Genomic DNA, 23,465 nt, shown 5'->3' on the forward strand with positions numbered 1-23,465 from the left:
GTCATCTATGCGTCAGTTCTGGTTGAAGTACTTTACTGCGACGGAAAAATCGTCCTGGTTGGCTTGCCTGAGCGCACCGCAGCGCTTAAAGATGCTTGAAGAACTGATGCAGTGGGAGGTGACAGCCTGACCTCCGAATTGCGAGTTGCAGACATCATGTGTGACTGAGTATTGGTGTTAATCGCCGCGCCAGCAGGTATTATCTGCTGGCTTTTTTCGTTTCAGCTGCGCTTAAAAGGAAAGATATGCTCTGGATTATGACCATGGGACGGCGCCTCAACGGCGTTTACGCGGCATTTATGCTGGTCGCTTTTATGATGGGCGTGGCCGGGGCGTTGCAGGCTCCCACGCTGAGCCTGTTTCTGAGCCGTGAAGTCGGGGCGCAGCCATTTTGGGTCGGGCTGTTTTACACCGTCAACGCCATTGCCGGGATCGGAGTCAGCCTTGGTCTGGCGAAACGATCCGACAGTCAGGGCGATCGGCGCAAACTGATCATGTTCTGTTGTCTGATGGCAATCGGCAACGCGTTGTTGTTTGCCTTTAATCGCCACTATCTCACGCTGATCACCTGCGGTGTGCTGCTGGCTTCGCTGGCGAATACCGCCATGCCGCAGCTGTTTGCGCTGGCGCGGGAATATGCCGATAGTTCCGCGCGCGAAGTGGTGATGTTTAGCTCGGTGATGCGTGCGCAGCTTTCGCTGGCCTGGGTGATTGGGCCGCCGCTGGCCTTTATGCTGGCGCTGAATTACGGCTTCACGGCGATGTTTTCCATTGCCGCAGGCATTTTTGCCATTAGCCTGGTGCTGATCGCGCTGATACTGCCGTCTGTGGCGCGGGTGGAACAACCTGTCGATGTGCCGCTGGAACAGGCTGGCGGTTGGCAGGACAAAAATGTGCGCATGCTATTTATTGCCTCCACGCTGATGTGGACCTGCAACACCATGTACATCATCGATATGCCGCTGTGGATTAGCCTTGAACTGGGTTTACCGGACAAGCTGGCCGGGATCCTGATGGGCACCGCGGCTGGGCTGGAAATTCCGGCGATGATTCTGGCGGGCTACTATGTGAAACGCTTTGGTAAGCGACGCATGATGATTGCGGCCGTAGCGGCGGGCGTACTGTTTTATCTCGGTTTGATCTTCTTTCACAGCCGCACGGCGCTGCTGGTTCTGCAACTGTTTAACGCGGTGTTTATCGGCATTATCGCCGGAATAGGAATGCTGTGGTTTCAGGATCTGATGCCGGGGCGCGCGGGTTCTGCGACCACATTATTCACCAACAGTATTTCAACGGGCGTGATTCTGGCGGGAGTGATTCAGGGGGCGGTTGCCCAAAGCTACGGGCATTTTGCCGTTTACTGGGTGATTGCGGCGATTTCGGTGGTCACGCTGTGGATGACCGGGCGGGTGAAGGACGTTTAATCATGTTGCCGGATGCGCTGCGCATCCGGCACAACAATGACTAGCGCATAAACGCGGGCTGCTTGTCTTCGTACTCGGTGATGGCCGATTCGTGCTGCAGCGTCAGCCCGATGCTGTCCAGACCGTTCAGCATGCAGTGGCGACGGAAGCCGTCGATCTTAAAGCTGTAGGACTTATCGCCCGCTTTCACTACTTGCGCGACCAGATCCACTTCAAATGTAATCCCCGGATTGGCTTTGACCAGGTTGAACAGCTCATCGACCTGTTCGTCGCTTAATTTCACCGGCAGCAGTTGGTTGTTGAAACTGTTGCCGTAGAAGATGTCGGCGAAGCTTGGCGCGATCACCACTTTAAAGCCGTAATCGGTCAGTGCCCACGGCGCATGTTCGCGTGAAGAGCCGCAGCCAAAGTTTTCCCGCGCCAGCAGAATCGACGCGCCTTTATATTCCGGAAAGTTCAGCACAAACTCTGGATTAGGCTGTTGCCCCTTTTCGTCCAGGAAACGCCAGTCGTTAAACAGATGAGCGCCAAAACCGGTGCGCGTAACCTTCTGCAAAAACTGTTTAGGAATAATTGCGTCGGTATCAACGTTGGCGGCATCCAGTGGGACAACCAGGCCGGTATGCTGGGTAAATTTCTCTGCCATGGTAGTTTCCTTATTTGATGCTGCGAATATCGGCAAAATGTCCGGTGACGGCGGCAGCGGCAGCCATGGCCGGACTGACTAAGTGCGTACGACCACCGCGGCCCTGACGACCTTCAAAGTTACGGTTGCTGGTGGATGCGCAGCGCTCGCCTGGGTTCAGGCGGTCATTATTCATGGCCAGACACATGGAACAGCCCGGTAAGCGCCATTCAAATCCTGCTTCGATAAAGATCTTGTCCAGACCTTCCGCTTCCGCCTGTGCTTTCACCGGACCAGAACCCGGTACCACCAGTGCCTGTACGCCCGGCGCGACTTTGCGGCCTTTGGCGATTTCCGCCGCAGCGCGTAAATCTTCAATGCGCGAGTTGGTGCAGGAACCGATAAACACTTTATCGATAGCCACTTCTGTTAACGGAATGCCCGGTTTCAGCCCCATATACGCCAGCGCTTTTTCTGCCGATGCGCGCTCAACGGGATCAGTAAATGACGCCGGATCGGGAATAGTATCGTTCACCGAGATCACCTGACCCGGATTCGTTCCCCAGGTTACCTGCGGCGCGATCTCTTCTGCTTGCAGGGTGACGACGGTGTCAAACGTTGCGCCGTCGTCGGTTTGCAGCGTTTTCCAGTACTCAACCGCGTGGGCAAAATCCTCGCCCTTCGGTGCGTGTAAACGACCTTGCACATAGTTAAAGGTCGTTTCATCCGGTGCGACCAGACCCGCTTTGGCCCCCATTTCAATGGCCATGTTACACAGGGTCATGCGGCCTTCCATGCTCAGCGCACGGATGGCTTCGCCGCAAAATTCAACCACGTGCCCGGTACCGCCCGCGCTGCCGGTTTTACCGATAATCGCCAGCACGATATCTTTCGCCGTGATGCCCGGCGCGGCTTTGCCGTTGACTTCAATCTTCATGGTTTTGGCGCGGCCCTGTTTCAGGGTTTGCGTTGCCAGCACGTGTTCAACTTCTGACGTGCCGATACCGAACGCCAGCGCGCCGAACGCGCCGTGGGTGGCGGTGTGGGAATCGCCACAGACGATGGTCATTCCCGGCAAGGTCACGCCTTGCTCAGGCCCCATCACATGCACGATACCCTGGTACGGGTGGTTCAGATCATACAGCTCAACGCCAAACTCGTTGCAGTTCTTAATCAGCTCCTGCATCTGGATACGTGCCATCTCGCCGGAGGCATTGATGTCTTTGGTCTGCGTGGAGACGTTGTGGTCCATGGTGGCGAAGGTTTTACCCGGCTGGCGCACCTGACGGCCATGCGCGCGCAGACCATCAAACGCCTGTGGGGAGGTGACTTCATGCACCAGATGGCGGTCGATATACAGCAGCGGGGTTTCGTTTTGCGCCTCAAAGACAACGTGCGCATCAAATAATTTTTCGTATAACGTTTTGGCCATGATTACACCCCTTCTGCGACGTAACGGGCAATGATGTCGCCCATTTCATCGGTACCGACTGCGGCAGCGCCACGGGCCAAATCACCAGTGCGAATGCCTTCTTCTAATGCGCGGTTAATGGCGCTCTCAATTGCGGTTGCCGCATCGTTGGCATCCAGGCTGTAGCGCAGCAGCAGCGCCAGCGACAGGATCTGGGCGATAGGGTTAGCAATGTTTTTCCCGGCGATATCCGGGGCGGAGCCGCCAGCAGGCTCGTACAGACCAAAACCCTGCTCGTTCAGGCTGGCGGATGGCAACATCCCCATTGAACCGGTGATCATGGCGCACTCGTCAGACAGAATGTCGCCAAACAGGTTGGAGCACAGCAGTACGTCGAACTGGGAAGGATCTTTGATCAACTGCATTGTCGCGTTGTCGATGTACATATGCGCCAGTTCAACGTCCGGATATTCATTGGCAATTTCATTGACGATTTCGCGCCACAGAATAGAGGTTTGCAGCACGTTAGCTTTATCAATCGACGTGACTTTACGGCGACGCTGGCGAGCTGACTCAAACGCGATATGGGCAATACGTTCGATCTCAAAACGGTGATATACCTCGGTATCAAAGGCTTTTTCATGCTGGCCGCTGCCTTCGCGGCCTTTTGGCTGACCGAAGTAGATCCCACCGGTCAGTTCTCGCACGCACAGGATGTCGAAACCGTTAGCGGCGATATCGGCACGCAGCGGGCAAAACGCTTCCAGCCCCTGGTACAGCTTTGCCGGGCGCAGGTTGCTGAATAATTTGAAATGCTTACGCAATGGCAGCAGCGCACCGCGTTCAGGCTGCTGGTTTGGCGGCAGGTTTTCCCATTTCGGGCCGCCAACGGAGCCAAACAGAATGGCGTCAGCTTGCTCACAGCCTTCAACTGTTGCCGGTGGCAGCGGATGACCGTGGTTATCGATGGCGGCGCCACCCACATCGTAGTGGCTGGTGGTAATGCGCAGGTTAAAACGGTGGCGAATTGCGTCCAGTACTTTCAAGGCTTGCGCCATCACTTCCGGGCCAATACCATCACCCGGCAAAACAGCAATATGGTAATTCTTCGACATCACACGGTTTCCTTGTTGTTCTCGTTGTTCTGAGCTTTGCGTTGCAATTCTTTTTCGACTTCCTCGGCGCGCCAGATATTGTTCAGCACATGCACCATCGCTTTAGCGGAAGACTCGACGATATCTGTTGCCAGACCGACGCCGTGGAAGCGGCGACCGTTATAGTTGGCGACGATATCCACCTGACCCAGCGCATCTTTACCGTGCCCCTTGGCGGTCAGGCTGTATTTCACCAGTTCGATGTTGTATTCCGTCACGCGGTTAATGGCCTGATAAATGGCATCGACCGGGCCGTTACCGTTCGCCGCTTCGGCTTTGACGTCTTCACCACAGGCCAACTTGACGGAGGCGGTGGCAATATCATTAGAACCAGACTGCACGCTGAAATAGTCCAGACGGAAGTGTTCTGGTTCTTCCTGCTGTTTGTTAATAAAAGCCAGCGCTTCCAGGTCGTAATCGAATACCTGACCTTTTTTATCTGCCAGTTTCAGGAAAGCGTCATACAGGTTGTCCAGATTGTATTCATTTTCTTTATAGCCCATCTCGTCCATACGGTGTTTCACCGCGGCGCGTCCGGAACGGGAGGTCAGGTTCAACTGCACCTGATTCAAGCCGATGGATTCAGGCGTCATGATTTCGTAGTTTTCACGATTTTTCAGTACGCCGTCCTGATGGATGCCGGAGGAGTGCGCAAAGGCACCGCTACCGACAATCGCTTTGTTTGCCGGAATGGGCATGTTACAGATTTGGCTGACTAACTGGCTGGTACGCCAGATCTCCTGGTGATTAATGCGGGTCTGTACGTTCAGGATATCTTTGCGCACTTTGATCGCCATAATCACTTCTTCCAGTGAGCAGTTACCAGCACGTTCGCCGATACCATTCATTGCGCCTTCCACCTGACGCGCACCGGCATGAACGGCCGCCAGCGCGTTGCCGACGCCCAGACCTAAATCATCATGGGTGTGCACGGAGATGATGGCTTTATCGATATTCGGTACGCGTTCATACAGACCGGAAATGATTGCGCCAAATTCGAAAGGCATGGTGTAACCGACGGTATCGGGGATATTGATGGTTTTGGCACCCGCATTAATGGCGGCTTCTACCACGCGAGCCAGGTCTGCGATAGGAGTACGACCCGCGTCTTCGCAGGAGAATTCCACGTCATCCGTATAATTACGCGCTCGCTTAACCATATAGATAGCTCGCTCGATAACCTCATCCAGCGTGCTGCGTAATTTTGTTGCGATATGCATCGGCGAGGTGGCGATAAACGTATGAATGCGGAAAGCTTCAGCGACCTTCAGGGATTCAGCGGCAACATCGATGTCTTTTTCAACGCAGCGCGCTAAGGCGCAAACGCGGCTGTTCTTAACCTGACGAGCAATGGTTTGAACCGACTCAAAGTCACCGGGTGAAGAAACCGGGAAACCCACTTCCATCACGTCAACGCCCATACGCTCGAGGGCCAGCGCAATCTGCAGTTTTTCTTTCACACTCAGGCTTGCCTGTAACGCCTGTTCCCCGTCGCGTAAGGTGGTATCGAAAATAATGACTTGCTGGCTCATGGTTTAGGTCCTTGGTCTTTAGGGCGCCTTGCTTCGAGCATAAAAAAACCCGCGCAACGGCGCGGGTTTCTGTCTTAACTGGAGCTGACTTAATGCTGAATGTCGTCCACCAGTCTACCGCGCAACGAAGATGCGTTTAGTAGTAGTAGACCGTTGAAACGAGCAATGTAAGTCATCAATTAAGCTCCAGGCGAATGCGATATGCTTTTAGTGGTACTGGATAAGAACTTCGATGTCAACCCCATCCTCTGTAAATGCCCCTGTAGCAGAGGAAAGTTTAGGCAAAACTTAAGCGAATTGTGCTGAATTTTTTACCGTATATAAAATTAATCCGCTGATGCTTGTACATGTTTTTCATGATTAGACATATTTAAGCATATTTGTTTGCACTTACTGTAACCATCGGTTGAAGTAGTTGACCTGTTTGAGATTTTATATCTGTATGATTTACCTGTTTTTATACTAATTTTGAATAGATAGGAAGAGAGCAAAAGCTCATAATTGATAAATTAATGTTAACTTTTAATGTATTAATAATATAAACATTTAATTAAAACTTAAATATACATTCATAATATGTATGATTGTGTATTCGCCGTGCTTATGGTTATATTGTTTTTGAAATTTAAACATATGAATCATCGTGCAGTGACCTCTGCCACACTGCGCTCGCATTGCTCTTTTGTTCATTTAGGTTTGTACCTTTATGTTTTCCTAATTTTAATGTTTTTCCTTTTTCTCATTTTATATGCATGGTAAATCATATTAACGGAGGTTATTTCTTCACTCCGTCTGGAAAAAGGGAGTTTAGAGTGACAGTGGAGTTAACTATGCCAGAAGTAAAAATAATAGATAAACCCAATCTTTTAGAGCCAGGAAAACCGCAGCTTCGCATGGTTGACCTTAATCTTTTAACTGTTTTTGATGCGGTGATGCAGGAACAGAATATTACCCGCGCAGCACATACCTTAGGAATGTCGCAACCAGCAGTCAGTAATGCGGTAGCGCGCCTGAAGGTCATGTTTAATGATGAGCTTTTTGTTCGTTACGGCCGTGGGATCTAGCCGACAGCAAGAGCTTTCCAGCTATTTGGTTCCATTCGTCAGGCATTGCAATTAGTGCAAAACGAGCTGCCTGGATCGGGTTTTGAGCCAACCAGCAGCGAACGTGTATTCAATCTTTGCGTATGCAGCCCATTAGATAATATCCTGACATCATTGATTTATAATCGGGTTGAACAAGTCGCGCCAAACATTAATGTCGTATTTAAATCTTCACTCAATCAAAATACCGAGCATCAGTTGCGTTACCAGGAAACTGAGTTTGTTATTAGCTATGAAGAATTCCGCCGTCCAGAATTCTCAAGTATTCCGTTATTCAATGATGAAATGGTATTAGTCGCGAGCAAAAAGCATCCGCGCATTAGTGGTCCATTATTGGAAAGCGACCTTTATAATGAGCAGCACGCGGTGGTTTCGTTGGACCGCTTCGCATCTTTCAGTCAGCCGTGGTATGACACGCCGGATAAACAATCTTGCGTCGCTTACCAGGGCATGGCATTAATTAGCGTTCTTAATATTGTATCGCAAACGCATCTGGTTTCGATTGCGCCACGTTGGTTGGCAGAAGAGTTCGCAGATTCGTTAGAACTTCAGATATTGCCTTTACCTTTAAAATTGAATAGTCGGACATGTTATCTTTCCTGGCATGAAGCTGCTGGCCGGGATAAAGGACATCAATGGATGGAAGAGCTGTTGGTCTCCGTCTGTAAGCAATAGCATTCAGCAGAACAAATCGGTTAATGCAACCTGTTTGTTCTGCTTTTTTCTTTGTATATGAAATTTTATGCTGAAATCCACTTTTCAGGTTTAGCCAAAAGTGTAAAAAAATAGAGTAATAGCTGTAAGTACCCCTTTTTAAGCGATTATTTATCATATCATTTACTTATCCTGGTTTAATTCTCCATTAAATCGACGCTTTCCTCCGTTTTATTCTTATTTGCTCTGAGGCTACCCCTGCGGAGTCAATTGCCATGCGTCATCGTCAGCGGTTAATGTGTTGTTAAACCGTTTTTCATTATAAGAGTGAGGCAAGCCATGGAGATGTTGTCTGGAGCCGAGATGGTCGTCCGATCGCTCATCGATCAGGGTGTAAAGCAGGTATTCGGTTATCCCGGGGGGGCCGTCCTCGATATTTATGATGCGCTGCATACGGTCGGTGGTATTGATCATGTGCTGGTCCGCCATGAGCAGGCTGCGGTACACATGGCTGATGGCCTTGCGCGCGCTACGGGGGAGGTGGGCGTCGTATTAGTCACTTCAGGACCCGGCGCTACCAACGCGATTACCGGAATCGCAACGGCTTACATGGATTCCATTCCGCTGGTGATCCTCTCCGGACAGGTCGCAACGTCGCTGATTGGCTACGATGCCTTCCAGGAGTGCGACATGGTAGGTATATCCCGCCCGGTAGTGAAGCACAGTTTCCTGGTCAAACAAACGGAAGACATCCCACAGGTGCTAAAAAAAGCCTTCTGGCTGGCGGCAAGCGGTCGTCCCGGGCCAGTGGTGGTGGACTTACCGAAGGATATTCTGAATCCAGCTAAGAAACTGCCTTATAGCTGGCCGGAGTCGGTGAGCATGCGTTCGTATAATCCGACGACGACCGGACATAAAGGGCAGATAAAACGCGCTCTGCAGACGTTAGTCGCGGCTAAAAAACCGGTTGTGTACGTGGGTGGTGGCGCCGTTAATGCCGCCTGCCATGCGCAGTTAGGCCAGATCGCTGAAGCACTTAATCTGCCGGTTGTTTCCTCGCTGATGGGGTTAGGCGCGTTTCCGGCAACACATCGGCAGGCGCTTGGGATGCTGGGCATGCATGGAACTTACGAAGCAAACATGACCATGCATCATTCCGATGTGATCTTCGCCGTCGGCGTGCGCTTTGACGATCGAACGACCAATAACCTGGCAAAATATTGCCCAAATGCGACCGTGCTGCATATCGACATCGATCCGACCTCTATTTCGAAAACCGTCACTGCGGATATTCCGATTGTCGGCGATGCTCGTCTGGTACTTGATCAGATGCTCGAACTGCTGGATCAGGAGAAATCTCAGCAGCCGCTGGATGATAACCGTGACTGGTGGCAACAGATTGAACACTGGCGCGCCCGTCAGTGCCTGAAATATGACACGCAAAGTGAAAGCATTAAGCCACAGGCGGTGATTGAAACCATCTGGCGTCTGACGAAAGGGGATGCGTATGTCACCTCTGACGTTGGCCAGCATCAGATGTTTGCCGCACTCTACTACCCATTCGATAAACCACGCCGTTGGATTAACTCAGGCGGCCTCGGCACCATGGGATTTGGATTACCTGCGGCGTTAGGCGTGAAAATGGCGCTGCCGGATGAAACGGTAGTGTGTGTTACCGGGGATGGCAGTATTCAGATGAACATCCAGGAACTGTCTACGGCGCTGCAATATGAGTTGCCGGTACTGGTGCTCAACCTGAACAACCGTTATCTCGGCATGGTCAAGCAGTGGCAGGACATGATCTACTCCGGACGTCACTCACAATCTTATATGCAGTCGCTGCCCGATTTTGTGCGCCTTGCCGAGGCTTATGGGCATATTGGTATCCAAATTAACCATCCAGAAGAACTGGAAAGCAAACTGAGTGAAGCGCTGGAGCATGTGCGCAATCGTCGTCTGGTGTTTGTCGATGTCACCGTTGATGGCAGCGAGCATGTCTACCCGATGCAGATTCGTGGGGGCGGTATGGATGAAATGTGGTTAAGCAAAACGGAGAGGACCTGATTATGCGCCGGATATTATCGGTATTGCTGGAAAACGAGTCGGGTGCCTTGTCGCGTGTGATAGGCCTTTTCGCCCAGCGTGGATACAATATTGAAAGCCTGACCGTCGCCCCCACTGACGATCCAACCTTGTCGCGGATGACGATTCAGACGGTAGGGGATGAGAAAGTCCTGGAGCAGATCGAAAAGCAGCTACACAAACTGGTGGATGTTCTGCGCGTGAGCGAACTGGGGCAGGGCGCCCATGTTGAACGCGAGATCATGTTGGTGAAAATTCAGGCCAGCGGCTATGGTCGGGAAGAGGTGAAACGCAACACGGAGATTTTCCGCGGGCAAATCATCGACGTCACGCCGTCCATCTACACCGTACAGTTGGCGGGCACCAGTGATAAGCTGGATGCGTTCCTGGCAACATTACGGGAAGTTGCCAAAATTGTAGAGGTAGCCCGTTCCGGCGTGGTGGGGCTTTCTCGCGGCGATAAAATCATGCGCTAATAGTCGACTGTAGGCCTGGCAAGCACAGCGTCATCAGGTATCCTCGTGGAGGTCATGCCGGATGGCGGTGTAAATGCCTTATCCGGCCTACAGGTAACGTACCCGTTTTCGCTGATGCTTCCTGTTGCGCTTTTTTTTGCGAAATCAGCAGTAACCAGAGACAAAAGCGGTTGCCGCAGTCATTATTCTGCGCTTAGATGTTAAGAAACTTAACCCATGCCATCACAAAGGTTATGGTTTGTACATTTTACGCAAGGGGCAATTGTGAAACTGGATGAAATCGCTCGGTTGGCCGGCGTTTCGCGAACGACTGCAAGCTACGTTATTAATGGCAAAGCAAAGCAATATCGCGTAAGCGACAAAACGGTTGAAAAAGTCATGGCGGTGGTGCGTGAGCATAATTACCACCCGAATGCCGTGGCGGCCGGGCTGCGTGCTGGACGCACACGTTCTATCGGGCTGGTGATCCCGGATCTTGAAAACACAAGCTATACCCGGATCGCAAACTATCTGGAGCGCCAGGCGCGTCAGCGCGGGTATCAACTGTTGATTGCCTGCTCTGAAGATCAGCCAGATAACGAAATGCGCTGTATTGAGCATCTTTTACAGCGCCAGGTTGATGCCATCATTGTGTCGACTTCCTTGCCGCCAGAACATCCGTTCTATCAGCGCTGGGCAAACAGTTCATTCCCTATTGTGGCGCTGGACCGTGCGCTGGATCGCGAACATTTCACCAGCGTCGTGGGCGCGGACCAGGATGATGCGGAAATGCTGGCGCAGGAGTTACGTAAATTCCCTGCAGAAACCGTACTTTATCTGGGCGCGCTCCCTGAATTATCTGTCAGCTTCCTGCGTGAGCAGGGCTTCCGTACCGCGTGGAAAGATGATCCGCGTGAGGTGCATTTCCTCTACGCCAACAGCTATGAACGCGAAGCGGCAGCGCAGCTGTTTGATAAATGGCTGGAAACGCATCCAATGCCTCAGGCGCTGTTTACCACGTCGTTTGCTCTGTTGCAGGGGGTGATGGATGTGACCCTGCGTCGCGATGGGCAGTTGCCGTCTGATTTGGCGATAGCGACTTTTGGCGATCACGAACTGCTCGACTTCCTGCAGTGTCCGGTTCTTGCGGTGGCGCAACGCCATCGTGATGTAGCGGAACGCGTGCTGGAGATTGTGCTGGCAAGTCTGGATGAGCCGCGTAAACCAAAACCTGGATTAACGCGTATACGGCGTAATCTGTACCGTCGCGGTATTCTGAGCCGTAACTAAGTTGCCTCATTTGATGACGTCAACGGCATAAGCCTCTGACGTCATCAAATATTCTATTCTCAGAAATAACCTCATTATAATTAAGAATATTCTTTAGAATTATCTGAAATTGATTCTTGAAATATGCCGAATTAAAAATGCAACTCGCCATTTTTGGGTTATTGAAGCGTAAAGATGCGTTACGGTTGTATTATTTTGTTACATGCTTGTAGGGATTTGCCGAATTAACAAACACTTTGCTGCCCTATGGCGACAACCTCACGCTGACCTCGCTCCTGCACGGCATACAGACTGATTAACTGGTACTGTTATCTCGCTGCATATTGTCCTAAAATGCCGCTCGCGTCGCAAACTGACACTTTATATTTTCTTTGGATGATATTCAGTTGTTTTAAACAATCATGAGTTGTTGGATTTTTTTCTTACAAATATTCATGACGTTAATTTGCTTCGTTTGCTGTACGGAATTTGTTCAACGCTGATATTAGCCGTAAACAATGTGTTTTTTGCTCCGCTTAGCGCCGTGACTTGCTTGACAAGGTTTTCCTCCGCTCCGTAAACTCCTTTAAGTGGGATTTTGTGGGATAAAGTGGTAATCGGGGGTGAGACTGGCATGTTCCGGGGAGCAACGTTAGTTAATCTCGACAGTAAAGGGCGCTTATCGGTGCCCACCCGTTATCGGGATCAACTGCTCGAGTGCGCTACCGGTCAAATGGTTTGCACCATTGACATCCATCACCCGTGCCTGCTGCTGTACCCCCTGCCTGAATGGGAAATTATCGAGCAGAAGTTATCGCGTCTGTCGAGCATGAATCCAGTTGAGCGTCGCGTACAGCGCCTGTTGTTGGGGCATGCCAGCGAATGTCAGATGGATAGCGCTGGCCGATTATTGATAGCGCCCATTCTGCGACAACATGCGGGGCTAACGAAAGAAGTGATGCTGGTTGGGCAGTTCAATAAGTTTGAGCTGTGGGATGAAACGACCTGGTATCAACAGGTCAAGGAAGATATCGACGCTGAGCAGTCTGTTACCGGCGCGCTGTCGGAACGATTGCAGGATTTGTCTCTATAAAATGATGGAAAATTATAAACATACAACGGTGTTGCTGGATGAGGCCGTCAACGGCCTGAATATTCGTCCAGACGGCATCTACATTGACGGGACATTTGGTCGCGGTGGTCATTCACGTCTGATCCTCTCCCAGCTTGGCGAAGAGGGACGTTTACTGGCTATCGATCGCGATCCGCAGGCTATTGCCGTTGCACAGACGATTACCGATCCCCGTTTCTCCATCGTCCATGGACCTTTCTCTGCACTGGCTGACTATGTCGCCGAGCGTGGGCTTACCGGTAAGATCGACGGGATTCTTCTCGATCTTGGCGTGTCTTCACCGCAGCTTGATGACGCGGAGCGCGGTTTTTCGTTTATGCGTGATGGTCCGTTGGATATGCGTATGGATCCAACACGCGGTCAGTCCGCGGCCGAATGGCTGCAAACCGCCGATGAAGCGGATATTGCCTGGGTGATTAAAACCTTTGGCGAGGAGCGCTTTGGTAAACGTATTGCTCGCGCCATCGTAGAGCGCAATCGCATCGAACCGATGACCCGCACCAAAGAGCTGGCGGAAGTGATTGCGGCGGCAATGCCGGTGAAAGACAAATTCAAACATCCCGCGACCCGTACCTTCCAGGCGGTGCGCATCTGGGTGAACAGTGAACTGGAGGAGATAGAGCAGGCGCTAAAAAGCTCGCTCAGCGTGCTGGCACCAGGTGGTCGCCTTTCGATTATCAGTTTCCATTCGCTTGAAGACCGCATTGTGAAACGCTTTATGCGCGAACAAAGCCGTGGTCCTCAGGTTCCGGCTGGAATACCGATGACGGAAGCGCAGATCAAAAAGCTGGGCGGCCGTGAGTTAAGAGCACTAGGCAAGATGATGCCGGGTGAAGAAGAGGTAGCTGAGAATCCTCGTGCCCGTAGTTCAGTTCTGCGTATTGCAGAGAGGACGAACGCATGATCAGCAGAGTGACAGAAGCCCTCAGCAAAGTTAAAGGATCGATAGGAAGCAACGAGCGCCATGCCTTGCCTGGCGTGATCGGTGACGATCTTTTGCGGTATGGGAAGCTGCCACTCTGCCTGTTCATTTGCATTATTTTAACGGCGGTTACCGTCGTGACAACAGCACACCATACGCGGTTACTGACCGCGCAGCGTGAGCAACTGGTTCTGGAGCGAGATGCGTTGGATATCGAATGGCGCAACTTGATCCTTGAGGAGAACGCGCTCGGCGACCATAGCCGTGTTGAACGGATCGCAACGGAAAAGCTGCAAATGCAGCATGTTGATCCCTCACAAGAAAATATCGTAGTACAAAAATAAGGATAAACGCGACGCATGAAAGCAGCGGCAAAAACGCACAAACCAAAACGCCAGGAAGAACAAGCCAACTTTGTCAGTTGGCGTTTTGCGTTACTGTGCGGCTGTATTTTGCTGGCATTGGGTTTCCTGCTGGGGCGCGTTGCCTGGCTGCAAATCATCGCGCCGGATATGCTGGTGCGTCAGGGCGACATGCGTTCCCTGCGCGTACAGGAAGTCTCCACATCGCGTGGGATGATTACCGACCGTTCCGGTCGTCCGCTGGCGGTGAGCGTTCCGGTGAAAGCGATTTGGGCCGACCCGAAAGAGGTGCATGACGCAGGCGGCGTGAGCGTTGGTGAACGCTGGAGAGCGCTGTCGACTGCGCTGAATCTCCCGCTCGACCAGCTGGCTTCCCGCATTAACGCCAACCCGAAAGGACGCTTTATCTATCTGGCGCGTCAGGTTAACCCTGACATGGCCGACTACATCAAAAAACTCAAGCTGCCGGGTATTCACCTGCGTGAAGAATCCCGTCGTTACTATCCTTCCGGAGAAGTGACCGCTCACCTCATTGGCTTTACTAACGTTGACAGCCAGGGGATTGAAGGCGTTGAGAAGAGCTTCGATAAGTGGCTCACCGGACAGCCGGGCGAACGTATCGTGCGTAAAGACCGCTATGGCCGCGTAATTGAAGATATTTCCTCTACTGACAGCCAGGCGGCGCATAACCTCGCGCTGAGTATTGATGAGCGTTTACAGGCGCTGGTCTACCGTGAACTGAATAATGCCGTCGCGTTCAACAAAGCGGAATCCGGCAGCGCCGTGCTGGTGGATGTCAACACCGGTGAAGTGCTGGCGATGGCCAACAGCCCGTCCTACAACCCCAATAATCTCTCCGGTACGCAAAAAGATGTCATGCGTAACCGTACCATTACCGACGTGTTTGAACCGGGTTCTACCGTCAAACCAATGGTGGTAATGACGGCGCTGCAGCGTGGAGTGGTACGCGAAAATACCGTACTTAATACGATTCCTTACCGAATTAATGGCCACGAAATCAAAGACGTGGCGCGTTATAGCGAATTGACCCTTACCGGGGTTTTGCAGAAGTCGAGTAACGTCGGTGTTTCTAAGCTGGCGTTAGCGATGCCGTCCTCAGCGTTAGTAGATACTTACTCACGTTTTGGGCTGGGAAAAGCGACCAATTTGGGGTTGGTCGGAGAACGCAGTGGCTTATATCCTCAAAAACAACGGTGGTCTGACATAGAGAGGGCCACCTTCTCTTTCGGCTATGGGCTAATGGTAACCCCGTTACAGTTAGCGCGAGTCTACGCAACGATCGGCAGCTATGGCGTTTATCGCCCGCTGTCGATTACCAAAGTTGACCCTCCTGTACCGGGCGAACGTATTTTCCCGGAAGCGACCGTTCGTACCGTGGTGCACATGATGGAAAGCGTGGCGCTGCCCGGTGGCGGCGGCGTGAAGGCGGCGATTAAAGGCTATCGCATCGCTATCAAAACCGGTACGGCGAAAAAAGTAGGGCCGGATGGTCGCTACATCAACAAATACATTGCTTATACCGCAGGCGTTGCGCCTGCGAGTCAGCCGCGCTTCGCGCTGGTTGTTGTTATCAACGATCCGCAGGCGGGTAAATACTACGGTGGCGCCGTTTCCGCGCCGGTCTTCGGTGCCATCATGGGCGGCGTATTGCGCACCATGAACATCGAGCCGGATGCGCTGGCAACGAGCGATAAAAGTGAATTTGTGAATAATCAAGGCGAGGCAACAGGTGGCAGATCGTAATTTGCGCGACCTTCTTGCTCCATGGGTGCCGGGTGCACCGGAGCGAGCACTGCGGGAGATGACGCTCGACAGCCGTGTGGCTGCATCGGGCGATCTCTTTGTAGCAGTATTGGGTCATCAGGCGGACGGGCGTCGGTATATCCCGCAGGCGATAGCGCAAGGTGTGGCTGCCATTATTGCAGAAGCAAAAGATGAAGCGACTGACGGTGAAATCCGTGAAATGCACGGCGTTCCGGTTATCTATCTCAGCCAGCTTAACGAACGTTTATCTGCACTGGCGGGCCGTTTTTACCACGAGCCTTCTGAAAAAATGCGTCTGGTCGGCGTGACCGGGACCAACGGTAAAACTACTACGACCCAATTGCTGGCGCAGTGGAGCCAACTGCTGGGTGAAACCAGCGCGGTTATGGGAACCGTTGGCAATGGCCTGTTGGGCAAAGTGATCCCGACGGAAAATACCACCGGTTCAGCCGTTGATGTCCAGCATGTGCTGGCGGGGCTGGTTGCGCAGGGCGCAACGGTTGGCGCGATGGAAGTTTCTTCCCACGGTCTGGTTCAGCATCGCGTTGCGGCGCTGAAGTTTGCCGCATCGGTATTTACTAACTTAAGCCGTGACCACCTCGACTACCACGGTGACATGGAACATTACGAAGCGGCGAAGTGGCTGCTGTATTCCACGCACCATTGCGGTCAGGCCATCGTCAATGCGGATGATGAGGTTGGCCGTCGCTGGCTGGCGAAACTTCCGGATGCGGTTGCCGTTTCGATGGAAGACCACATCAACCCGAACTGTCACGGTCGCTGGTTAAAAGCGGTTGAGGTGAAGTATCACGACAGTGGGGCAACGATTCGCTTTACCTCTTCATGGGGTGAGGGCGAAATAGAAAGTCGCCTGATGGGGGCGTTTAACGTCAGCAATCTGCTGCTGGCGCTGGCAACGCTGCTGGCGCTGGGTTATCCGTTAGCCGATTTACTGAAAACGGCGGCGCAATTACAGCCGGTTTGCGGGCGCATGGAAGTGTTCAGCGCGCCGGGTAAAACCACTGTTGTCGTTGATTATGCCCATACGCCGGATGCGCTGGAAAAAGCGTTGCAGGCGGCGCGTCTGCACTGTACTGGCAAACTGTGGTGCGTCTTTGGCTGCGGTGGCGATCGCGATAAAGGCAAACGTCCGCTGATGGGTGCGATTGCCGAACAATTTGCTGATGTCGTCGTGGTGACCGATGACAACCCACGTACCGAAGAACCTCGTGCCATCATCAACGACATTCTGGCGGGGATGCTGGATGCCGGACAGGCGAGGGTGATGGAAGGTCGCGCAGAAGCAGTGACTAACGCCATCATGCAGGCGAAAGAAAACGACGTGGTGCTGGTGGCTGGTAAAGGTCACGAAGACTACCAGATCGTTGGCTCACAGCGCCTTGACTATTCTGACCGTGTCACGGCTGCGCGCCTGCTGGGGGTGATCGCATGATTAGCGTAACGCTCAGCCAGCTGGCGGAAATCCTCCGTGGCGAACTAAAAGGGGCCGATCTGACCCTCGATGCAGTGACAACCGATACGCGTCAAGTGACGCCGGGCTGCCTGTTTGTGGCGCTGAAAGGCGAACGTTTTGATGCCCACGATTTTGCCGATAAGGCGAAAGACGGGGGAGCAGGCGCGCTGTTAGTCAGCCGTCCGCTCAATATTGATTTACCGCAGGTTATTGTCAACGACACCCGTCTGGCGTTCGGTGAACTGGCCGCGTGGGTTCGCGCCCAGGTTCCGGCGCGCGTTGTCGCCCTGACCGGCTCATCCGGCAAAACGTCTGTTAAAGAGATGACCGCCGCGATTCTCAGCCAGTGCGGCAAAACGTTATATACCGCAGGCAACCTGAACAACGACATCGGTGTACCGATGACGCTGTTGCGCTTAAACAATGATTACGACTATGCCGTGATTGAGCTCGGCGCCAATCATCAGGGCGAAATCGCCTGGACCGTTGGCCTGACGCGCCCGGAAGCGGCGCTGGTGAACAATCTTGCCGCCGCGCATCTGGAAGGTTTCGGCTCTCTGGCGGGCGTTGCGAAGGCTAAAGGTGAGATCTTTAGCGGTCTGTCGGCGAATGGTATCGCCATCATGAATGCTGATAACAACGACTGGCTGAACTGGCAGAGCATCATTGGCGATCGCAAAGTCTGGCGCTTCTCCCCGAATGCGGCCAACAGCGACTTTTCGGCGACCAACGTTCACGTGACCTCACACGGCACGGAGTTTTCATTGCAAACGCCAACCGGAAGCATTGATGTTCTGCTGCCGCTGCCGGGTCGTCACAACATAGCCAACGCCCTGGCGGCGGCTGCGCTCTCTATGGCGGTAGGCGCGACGCCTGAGGCGATCAAAGCGGGCCTGAAGGATCTGCAAGCGGTACCGGGGCGTCTGTTCCCGATTCAACTCGCAGAAAATCAGCTGCTGTTGGACGACTCCTACAACGCTAACGTTGGTTCGATGACCGCAGCGGTACAGGTGCTGTCCGAAATGCCGGGCTACCGCGTGCTGGTGGTGGGCGATATGGCAGAGCTTGGCGCGGAAAGCGAAGCATGTCACGTACAGGTAGGTGTTGCTGCGAAAACCGCGGGCATCGACCGTGTACTGAGTACAGGGAAACTGAGTCAGGCAATTAGCGACGCCAGCGGCGTGGGCGAGCATTTTGCGGATAAAACCGCGCTGGTCGCGCATCTCAAGGCGCTGATTGCAGAACATCAGATCATGACGATTTTAGTGAAGGGTTCACGTAGTGCCGCCATGGAAGAGGTAGTACGCGCATTACAGGAGAATGGGACATGTTAGTTTGGCTGGCCGAACATTTGGTCAAATATTATTCCGGCTTTAACGTCTTTTCTTATCTGACGTTTCGCGCCATCGTCAGCCTGCTGACCGCGCTGTTCATCTCTTTGTGGATGGGCCCGCGCATGATCGCCCGCCTGCAAAAAATGTCCTTTGGACAGGTCGTACGTAACGACGGTCCGGAATCACACTTCAGTAAACGCGGTACGCCGACCATGGGCGGGATTATGATCCTCACCGCGATTGTTATCTCCGTGCTGCTGTGGGCATACCCGTCGAACCCGTACGTTTGGTGCGTGCTGGTGGTATTGGTCGGTTACGGCATCATCGGTTTTGTCGATGACTACCGCAAAGTGGTACGCAAAGACACCAAAGGCCTGATTGCGCGCTGGAAATATTTCTGGATGTCGGTGATTGCTCTGGGCGTAGCCTTTGCGCTGTACCTCGCGGGCAAAGATACCCCGGCGACAGAACTGGTCGTGCCGTTCTTCAAAGACGTGATGCCGCAACTGGGACTGTTCTACGTCCTGCTGGCGTACTTTGTGATTGTGGGTACTGGTAACGCGGTCAACCTCACCGATGGTCTGGATGGTCTGGCGATTATGCCGACCGTGTTCGTGGCTGCGGGTTTTGCGCTGGTGGCATGGGCGACCGGTAACATGAACTTTGCCAACTATCTGCACATTCCGTATTTACGCCATGCCGGTGAACTGGTGATCGTCTGTACGGCGATTGTCGGTGCAGGGTTAGGCTTCCTGTGGTTTAACACCTATCCGGCGCAGGTCTTCATGGGCGACGTCGGATCGCTGGCGCTGGGCGGTGCACTGGGCATTATTGCTGTGCTGCTGCGTCAGGAGTTCCTGCTGGTGATCATGGGCGGCGTATTTGTCGTAGAAACGCTGTCGGTCATTCTGCAGGTCGGTTCCTTTAAGTTGCGCGGACAGCGCATCTTCCGTATGGCGCCGATCCACCATCACTATGAACTGAAAGGCTGGCCGGAACCGCGCGTGATTGTGCGCTTCTGGATTATTTCGCTGATGCTGGTGCTGATTGGCCTGGCAACGCTGAAGGTACGTTAATCATGGCTGATTACCAGGGTAAAAAAGTCGTCATTATCGGTCTGGGTTTGACCGGGCTGTCCTGCGTGGATTTCTTCCTGGCGCGTGGCGTAACGCCGCGCGTGATGGATACCCGCGCGACGCCGCCGGGCCTGGATAAATTACCGGAAGCGGTTGAGCGTCATGTTGGCAGTCTGAATGATGACTGGCTGCTGGACGCCGATCTTATCGTCGCCAGCCCTGGTATTGCCCTGGCGCACCCTTCGCTGAGCGCTGCCGCCGATGCGGGGGTTGAAATTGTCGGTGACATCGAGCTGTTCTGTCGCGAAGCGCAGGCGCCGATCGTTGCGATCACCGGTTCTAACGGTAAAAGCACCGTTACGACGTTGGTTGGCGAAATGGCGAAAGCGGCCGGTGTGAACGTGGGGGTGGGCGGTAACATTGGCCTGCCCGCGCTGATGCTGCTGGATGACGAGCGCGAACTGTATGTTCTGGAACTGTCGAGCTTCCAACTGGAAACAACCTCCAGCTTACAGGCCGTAGCCGCCACTATTTTGAACGTCACCGAAGATCATATGGACAGGTATCCGTTTGGCTTGCAGCAGTATCGTGCGGCCAAACTGCGCGTTTATGAGAATGCGAAAGTCTGCGTGGTCAATGCGGATGATGCGCTGACCATGCCGGTTCGTGGTGCCGATGAGCGTTGCGTGAGCTTTGGCGTCAACATGGGTGACTATCATCTTAATCGTCAGCAGGGCGAAACCTGGCTGCGGGTGAAGGGTGAAAAAGTTCTCAACGTGAAAGAGATGACGCTTACCGGCCAGCATAACTATACCAACGCCCTGGCATCGCTGGCGCTGGCTGATGCTGCGGGTCTGCCGCGGGCGTCGAGCCTGAAAGCGCTGACCACTTTTATCGGTCTGGCGCATCGTTTCCAACTGGTACTGAATCATAATGGTGTGCGTTGGATCAACGATTCAAAAGCGACCAATGTCGGCAGTACCGAAGCGGCGCTGAATGGCCTGCACGTTGACGGTACGCTGCACCTGTTGTTGGGCGGCGACGGGAAATCCGCTGACTTTATGCCGCTGCAACGTTATCTGAACGGCGACAACATTCGTCTGTACTGCTTTGGTCGCGATGGCGCGCAGCTTGCCGCGCTGCGACCTGAGGTTGCGGAACAAACTGAAACCATGGAACAGGCAATGCGTCTGCTCGCGCCGCGCGTGAAGCCCGGTGATATGGTGCTGCTGTCGCCCGCCTGTGCCAGCCTCGATCAGTTCAAGAGTTTTGAGCAACGCGGTGACGTCTTTACGCGCCTGGCGAAGGAGTTGGGTTGATGCGTTTATCTCTCCCTCGTCTGAGAATGCCGCGCTTACCGGGACTGGGTGTCCTGGCGTGGATCTTCGCGGCACTTAAAGGCTGGGTGATGGCTTCGCGCGATAAAGACGCGGACAGCCTGATCATGTATGACCGCATGCTGCTGTGGCTGACCTTTGGTCTGGCGGCAATTGGTTTCATCATGGTGACATCAGCATCAATGCCCGTGGGGCAACGTCTGGCGGGCGATCCCTTCCTGTTTGCCAAACGTGACGCGCTGTACATCTTCCTGGCGTTCTGTTTGGCGATGGTCACGCTGCGTTTGCCGATGGAGTTCTGGCAGAAGTACAGCACCACGATGCTCATCGCCTCGATCATCATGCTGCTGATCGTGCTGGTCGTGGGGAGCTCCGTTAACGGGGCATCGCGCTGGATTGCTCTGGGGCCGCTGCGTATTCAGCCTGCGGAATTTACCAAGCTGTCGCTGTTCTGTTATCTCGCCAACTACCTGGTACGCAAGGTGGATGAAGTGCGAAACAACCTGCGCGGCTTCCTGAAACCGATGGGCGTGATCCTGGTACTGGCCGTGCTGCTGCTGGCGCAGCCTGACCTCGGTACTGTGGTGGTGCTGTTTGTCACCACGCTGGCGATGCTGTTTCTTGCCGGCGCTAAATTATGGCAGTTCATTGCGATTATCGGCATGGGGATATCGGCGGTCGTGCTGCTGATCCTTGCCGAACCGTATCGTATTCGCCGCGTAACTTCTTTCTGGAATCCATGGGAAGATCCGTTCGGCAGCGGATACCAGCTGACGCAATCGCTAATGGCTTTTGGCCGCGGTGAGGTTTGGGGGCAGGGGTTAGGCAACTCAGTCCAAAAGCTGGAGTATTTGCCGGAAGCGCACACCGACTTCATCTTCGCCATCATTGGGGAAGAGCTGGGTTATATCGGTGTGGTATTGGCACTTTTAATGGTATTCTTCGTCGCTTTTCGCGCGATGTCGATTGGCCGTAAAGCGCTGGAAATTGACCACCGTTTTTCAGGCTTTTTAGCCTGCTCCATCGGGATCTGGTTTAGCTTCCAGGCGCTGGTAAACGTCGGCGCGGCGGCAGGTATGCTGCCAACCAAAGGTCTGACGCTGCCGTTAATCAGCTATGGTGGTTCCAGTTTGTTGATAATGTCGACGGCCATCATGTTTTTGTTACGTATAGATTATGAAACGCGTCTGGAAAAAGCCCAGGCGTTTACACGAGGTGCACGATGAGTGGTCAACCGAAGCGGTTAATGGTGATGGCAGGCGGTACCGGCGGGCATGTGTTCCCGGGGCTGGCGGTCGCGCACCATTTAATGGCCCAGGGCTGGCAAGTTCGTTGGCTGGGCACCGCCGATCGTATGGAAGCGGACTTAGTGCCGAAGCATGGCATTGAAATTGACTTTATTCGCATCTCCGGTCTGCGTGGCAAAGGCGTTAACGCACTACTTGCCGCACCCGTGCGTATTTTTAACGCCTGGCGTCAGGCGCGCGCCATCATGAAGCAATTCAAGCCTGATGTGGTGCTCGGTATGGGCGGCTACGTGTCAGGTCCTGGCGGTTTAGCTGCATGGTCATTAGGTATTCCGGTCGTACTGCATGAACAGAACGGCATTGCGGGATTAACCAATAAATGGCTGGCAAAGATTGCAACGAAGGTTATGCAGGCTTTCCCTGGCGCTTTCCCGAATGCGGACGTGGTCGGGAACCCAGTACGCACGGACGTGCTGGCACTGCCATTACCCGAAGCGCGTCTGGCTGGACGTGAAGGCCCGGTTCGTGTGCTGGTGGTTGGTGGTTCTCAGGGCGCACGCGTCCTCAACCAGACGATGCCGCAGGTTGCCGCAAAGCTTGGCGAGGCGGTGACTATCTGGCACCAGAGCGGTAAGGGCGCGCAGCAGACCGTTGAACACGCTTATGCCGAGGCGGGACAACCGCAGCATAAGGTCACTGAGTTTATTGATGATATGGCCGCCGCTTATGCGTGGGCGGATGTTGTCGTGTGCCGTTCCGGCGCGCTGACGGTGAGTGAGATTGCCGCCGCAGGCTTGCCTGCGCTGTTTGTGCCGTTCCAGCACAAAGACAGACAGCAGTACTGGAATGCGTTGCCGCTGGAAAAAGCGGGCGCCGCCAAAATTTTAGAGCAACCACAGTTTACTGTGGACGCCGTCGCCAGCACCCTTGCCGGGTGGTCGCGAGAAACTTTATTAACCATGGCAGAACGTGCGCGCGCCGCATCCATACCGGATGCCACCGAACGCGTTGCAAATGAAGTGAGCCGGGCTGCCCGGGCGTAATTGTGGTGATGCCTTTTGCATCGCATGAACTAAGAAGTTAATGG

At 53.5% G+C, this 23,465-nt stretch carries 20 protein-coding genes and 1 pseudogene; 16 read left to right on the top strand and 5 right to left on the bottom strand.

Features of this window, described 5'->3' with window-relative positions; all coding sequences use genetic code 11:
- Positions 1-7 precede the first annotated feature (7 nt).
- Positions 8-130, top strand: a complete 123-nt coding sequence (gene sgrT / locus FDX11_RS21350) for a glucose uptake inhibitor SgrT (protein WP_016151681.1) — start codon at positions 8-10, stop codon at positions 128-130.
- Positions 131-245: 115 nt separating this feature from the next.
- Positions 246-1,424, top strand: coding sequence for a sugar efflux transporter (locus tag FDX11_RS21355; protein WP_042312361.1), 1,179 nt, complete (start codon positions 246-248; stop codon positions 1,422-1,424).
- 40 nt (positions 1,425-1,464) lie between these two features.
- Here FDX11_RS21355 and leuD read toward each other — a convergent pair whose 3' ends face one another.
- The 5 genes from leuD to leuL form a co-directional block, all read right to left on the bottom strand.
- Positions 1,465-2,070 carry a 3-isopropylmalate dehydratase small subunit gene (leuD, locus tag FDX11_RS21360; protein WP_042312359.1) on the bottom strand — a complete coding sequence of 202 codons (606 nt, stop codon included), beginning with the start codon at positions 2,068-2,070 and terminating at the stop codon, positions 1,465-1,467.
- Between the two features lie 10 nt (positions 2,071-2,080).
- On the bottom strand, positions 2,081-3,481 hold the full coding sequence (gene leuC / locus FDX11_RS21365) for a 3-isopropylmalate dehydratase large subunit (RefSeq protein WP_042312356.1): 1,401 nt from the start codon (positions 3,479-3,481) through the stop codon (positions 2,081-2,083).
- Positions 3,482-3,483: 2 nt separating this feature from the next.
- Positions 3,484-4,575 (bottom strand): 3-isopropylmalate dehydrogenase, encoded by a 1,092-nt coding sequence (leuB, locus tag FDX11_RS21370; protein WP_137398506.1) that lies wholly within the window; start codon positions 4,573-4,575, stop codon positions 3,484-3,486.
- Positions 4,575-6,146, bottom strand: a complete 1,572-nt coding sequence (leuA, locus tag FDX11_RS21375) for a 2-isopropylmalate synthase (RefSeq protein WP_061382934.1) — start codon at positions 6,144-6,146, stop codon at positions 4,575-4,577. Before leuA ends, leuB begins: the two co-directional genes overlap by 1 nt.
- 89 nt (positions 6,147-6,235) lie before the next feature.
- Positions 6,236-6,322, bottom strand: coding sequence for a leu operon leader peptide (gene leuL, locus FDX11_RS21380; protein WP_048998978.1), 87 nt, complete (start codon positions 6,320-6,322; stop codon positions 6,236-6,238).
- A gap of 654 nt (positions 6,323-6,976) precedes the next feature.
- Between leuL and leuO the strand changes: the two are divergent.
- From leuO to murG, 14 genes and pseudogenes are all read left to right on the top strand, one after another.
- Positions 6,977-7,924, top strand: a pseudogene (leuO, locus tag FDX11_RS21385) (transcriptional regulator LeuO).
- A gap of 318 nt (positions 7,925-8,242) precedes the next feature.
- Positions 8,243-9,967 (top strand): acetolactate synthase 3 large subunit, encoded by a 1,725-nt coding sequence (gene ilvI / locus FDX11_RS21390; protein WP_079225514.1) that lies wholly within the window; start codon positions 8,243-8,245, stop codon positions 9,965-9,967.
- A 2-nt stretch (positions 9,968-9,969) separates the two neighbouring features.
- Positions 9,970-10,461 carry an acetolactate synthase small subunit gene (gene ilvN, locus FDX11_RS21395; RefSeq protein ID WP_003829566.1) on the top strand — a complete coding sequence of 164 codons (492 nt, stop codon included), beginning with the start codon at positions 9,970-9,972 and terminating at the stop codon, positions 10,459-10,461.
- Positions 10,462-10,725: 264 nt separating this feature from the next.
- Positions 10,726-11,730: a catabolite repressor/activator gene (cra, locus tag FDX11_RS21400; RefSeq protein ID WP_032940373.1), complete on the top strand. Its 1,005-nt coding sequence runs from the start codon at positions 10,726-10,728 to the stop codon at positions 11,728-11,730.
- A gap of 613 nt (positions 11,731-12,343) precedes the next feature.
- Positions 12,344-12,802 carry a division/cell wall cluster transcriptional repressor MraZ gene (mraZ, locus tag FDX11_RS21405; RefSeq protein WP_038637194.1) on the top strand — a complete coding sequence of 153 codons (459 nt, stop codon included), beginning with the start codon at positions 12,344-12,346 and terminating at the stop codon, positions 12,800-12,802.
- Position 12,803: 1 nt separating this feature from the next.
- Positions 12,804-13,745, top strand: a complete 942-nt coding sequence (rsmH, locus tag FDX11_RS21410) for a 16S rRNA (cytosine(1402)-N(4))-methyltransferase RsmH (RefSeq protein WP_042312345.1) — start codon at positions 12,804-12,806, stop codon at positions 13,743-13,745.
- Complete coding sequence (ftsL, locus tag FDX11_RS21415) at positions 13,742-14,107, top strand: cell division protein FtsL (RefSeq protein ID WP_006686695.1); 366 nt, start codon at positions 13,742-13,744, stop codon at positions 14,105-14,107. The genes rsmH and ftsL overlap by 4 nt, the downstream gene beginning before the upstream one ends.
- A gap of 15 nt (positions 14,108-14,122) precedes the next feature.
- Positions 14,123-15,889: a peptidoglycan glycosyltransferase FtsI gene (gene ftsI, locus FDX11_RS21420; protein WP_042312340.1), complete on the top strand. Its 1,767-nt coding sequence runs from the start codon at positions 14,123-14,125 to the stop codon at positions 15,887-15,889.
- The gene (gene murE / locus FDX11_RS21425) at positions 15,876-17,363 is read left to right on the top strand and encodes a UDP-N-acetylmuramoyl-L-alanyl-D-glutamate--2,6-diaminopimelate ligase (protein WP_042312337.1); all 1,488 of its coding nucleotides are present in this window, start codon (positions 15,876-15,878) and stop codon (positions 17,361-17,363) included. The genes ftsI and murE overlap by 14 nt, the downstream gene beginning before the upstream one ends.
- Positions 17,360-18,718: a UDP-N-acetylmuramoyl-tripeptide--D-alanyl-D-alanine ligase gene (gene murF, locus FDX11_RS21430; protein ID WP_137398507.1), complete on the top strand. Its 1,359-nt coding sequence runs from the start codon at positions 17,360-17,362 to the stop codon at positions 18,716-18,718. Before murE ends, murF begins: the two co-directional genes overlap by 4 nt.
- Positions 18,712-19,794 (top strand): phospho-N-acetylmuramoyl-pentapeptide-transferase, encoded by a 1,083-nt coding sequence (gene mraY, locus FDX11_RS21435; RefSeq protein WP_016151694.1) that lies wholly within the window; start codon positions 18,712-18,714, stop codon positions 19,792-19,794. Before murF ends, mraY begins: the two co-directional genes overlap by 7 nt.
- Before the next feature lie 2 nt (positions 19,795-19,796).
- Positions 19,797-21,113 carry a UDP-N-acetylmuramoyl-L-alanine--D-glutamate ligase gene (gene murD / locus FDX11_RS21440; protein ID WP_137398508.1) on the top strand — a complete coding sequence of 439 codons (1,317 nt, stop codon included), beginning with the start codon at positions 19,797-19,799 and terminating at the stop codon, positions 21,111-21,113.
- Positions 21,113-22,357 (top strand): cell division protein FtsW, encoded by a 1,245-nt coding sequence (gene ftsW / locus FDX11_RS21445; protein WP_079225510.1) that lies wholly within the window; start codon positions 21,113-21,115, stop codon positions 22,355-22,357. Before murD ends, ftsW begins: the two co-directional genes overlap by 1 nt.
- Positions 22,354-23,421 carry an undecaprenyldiphospho-muramoylpentapeptide beta-N-acetylglucosaminyltransferase gene (gene murG, locus FDX11_RS21450; protein WP_042312327.1) on the top strand — a complete coding sequence of 356 codons (1,068 nt, stop codon included), beginning with the start codon at positions 22,354-22,356 and terminating at the stop codon, positions 23,419-23,421. Before ftsW ends, murG begins: the two co-directional genes overlap by 4 nt.
- The last annotated feature ends 44 nt before the right edge of the window (positions 23,422-23,465 follow it).

Origin of the sequence: Citrobacter sp. wls714 (assembly GCF_005281025.1) — a bacterium.
In the GTDB taxonomy this organism is placed as follows: Bacteria; Pseudomonadota; Gammaproteobacteria; order Enterobacterales; family Enterobacteriaceae; genus Citrobacter; species Citrobacter werkmanii.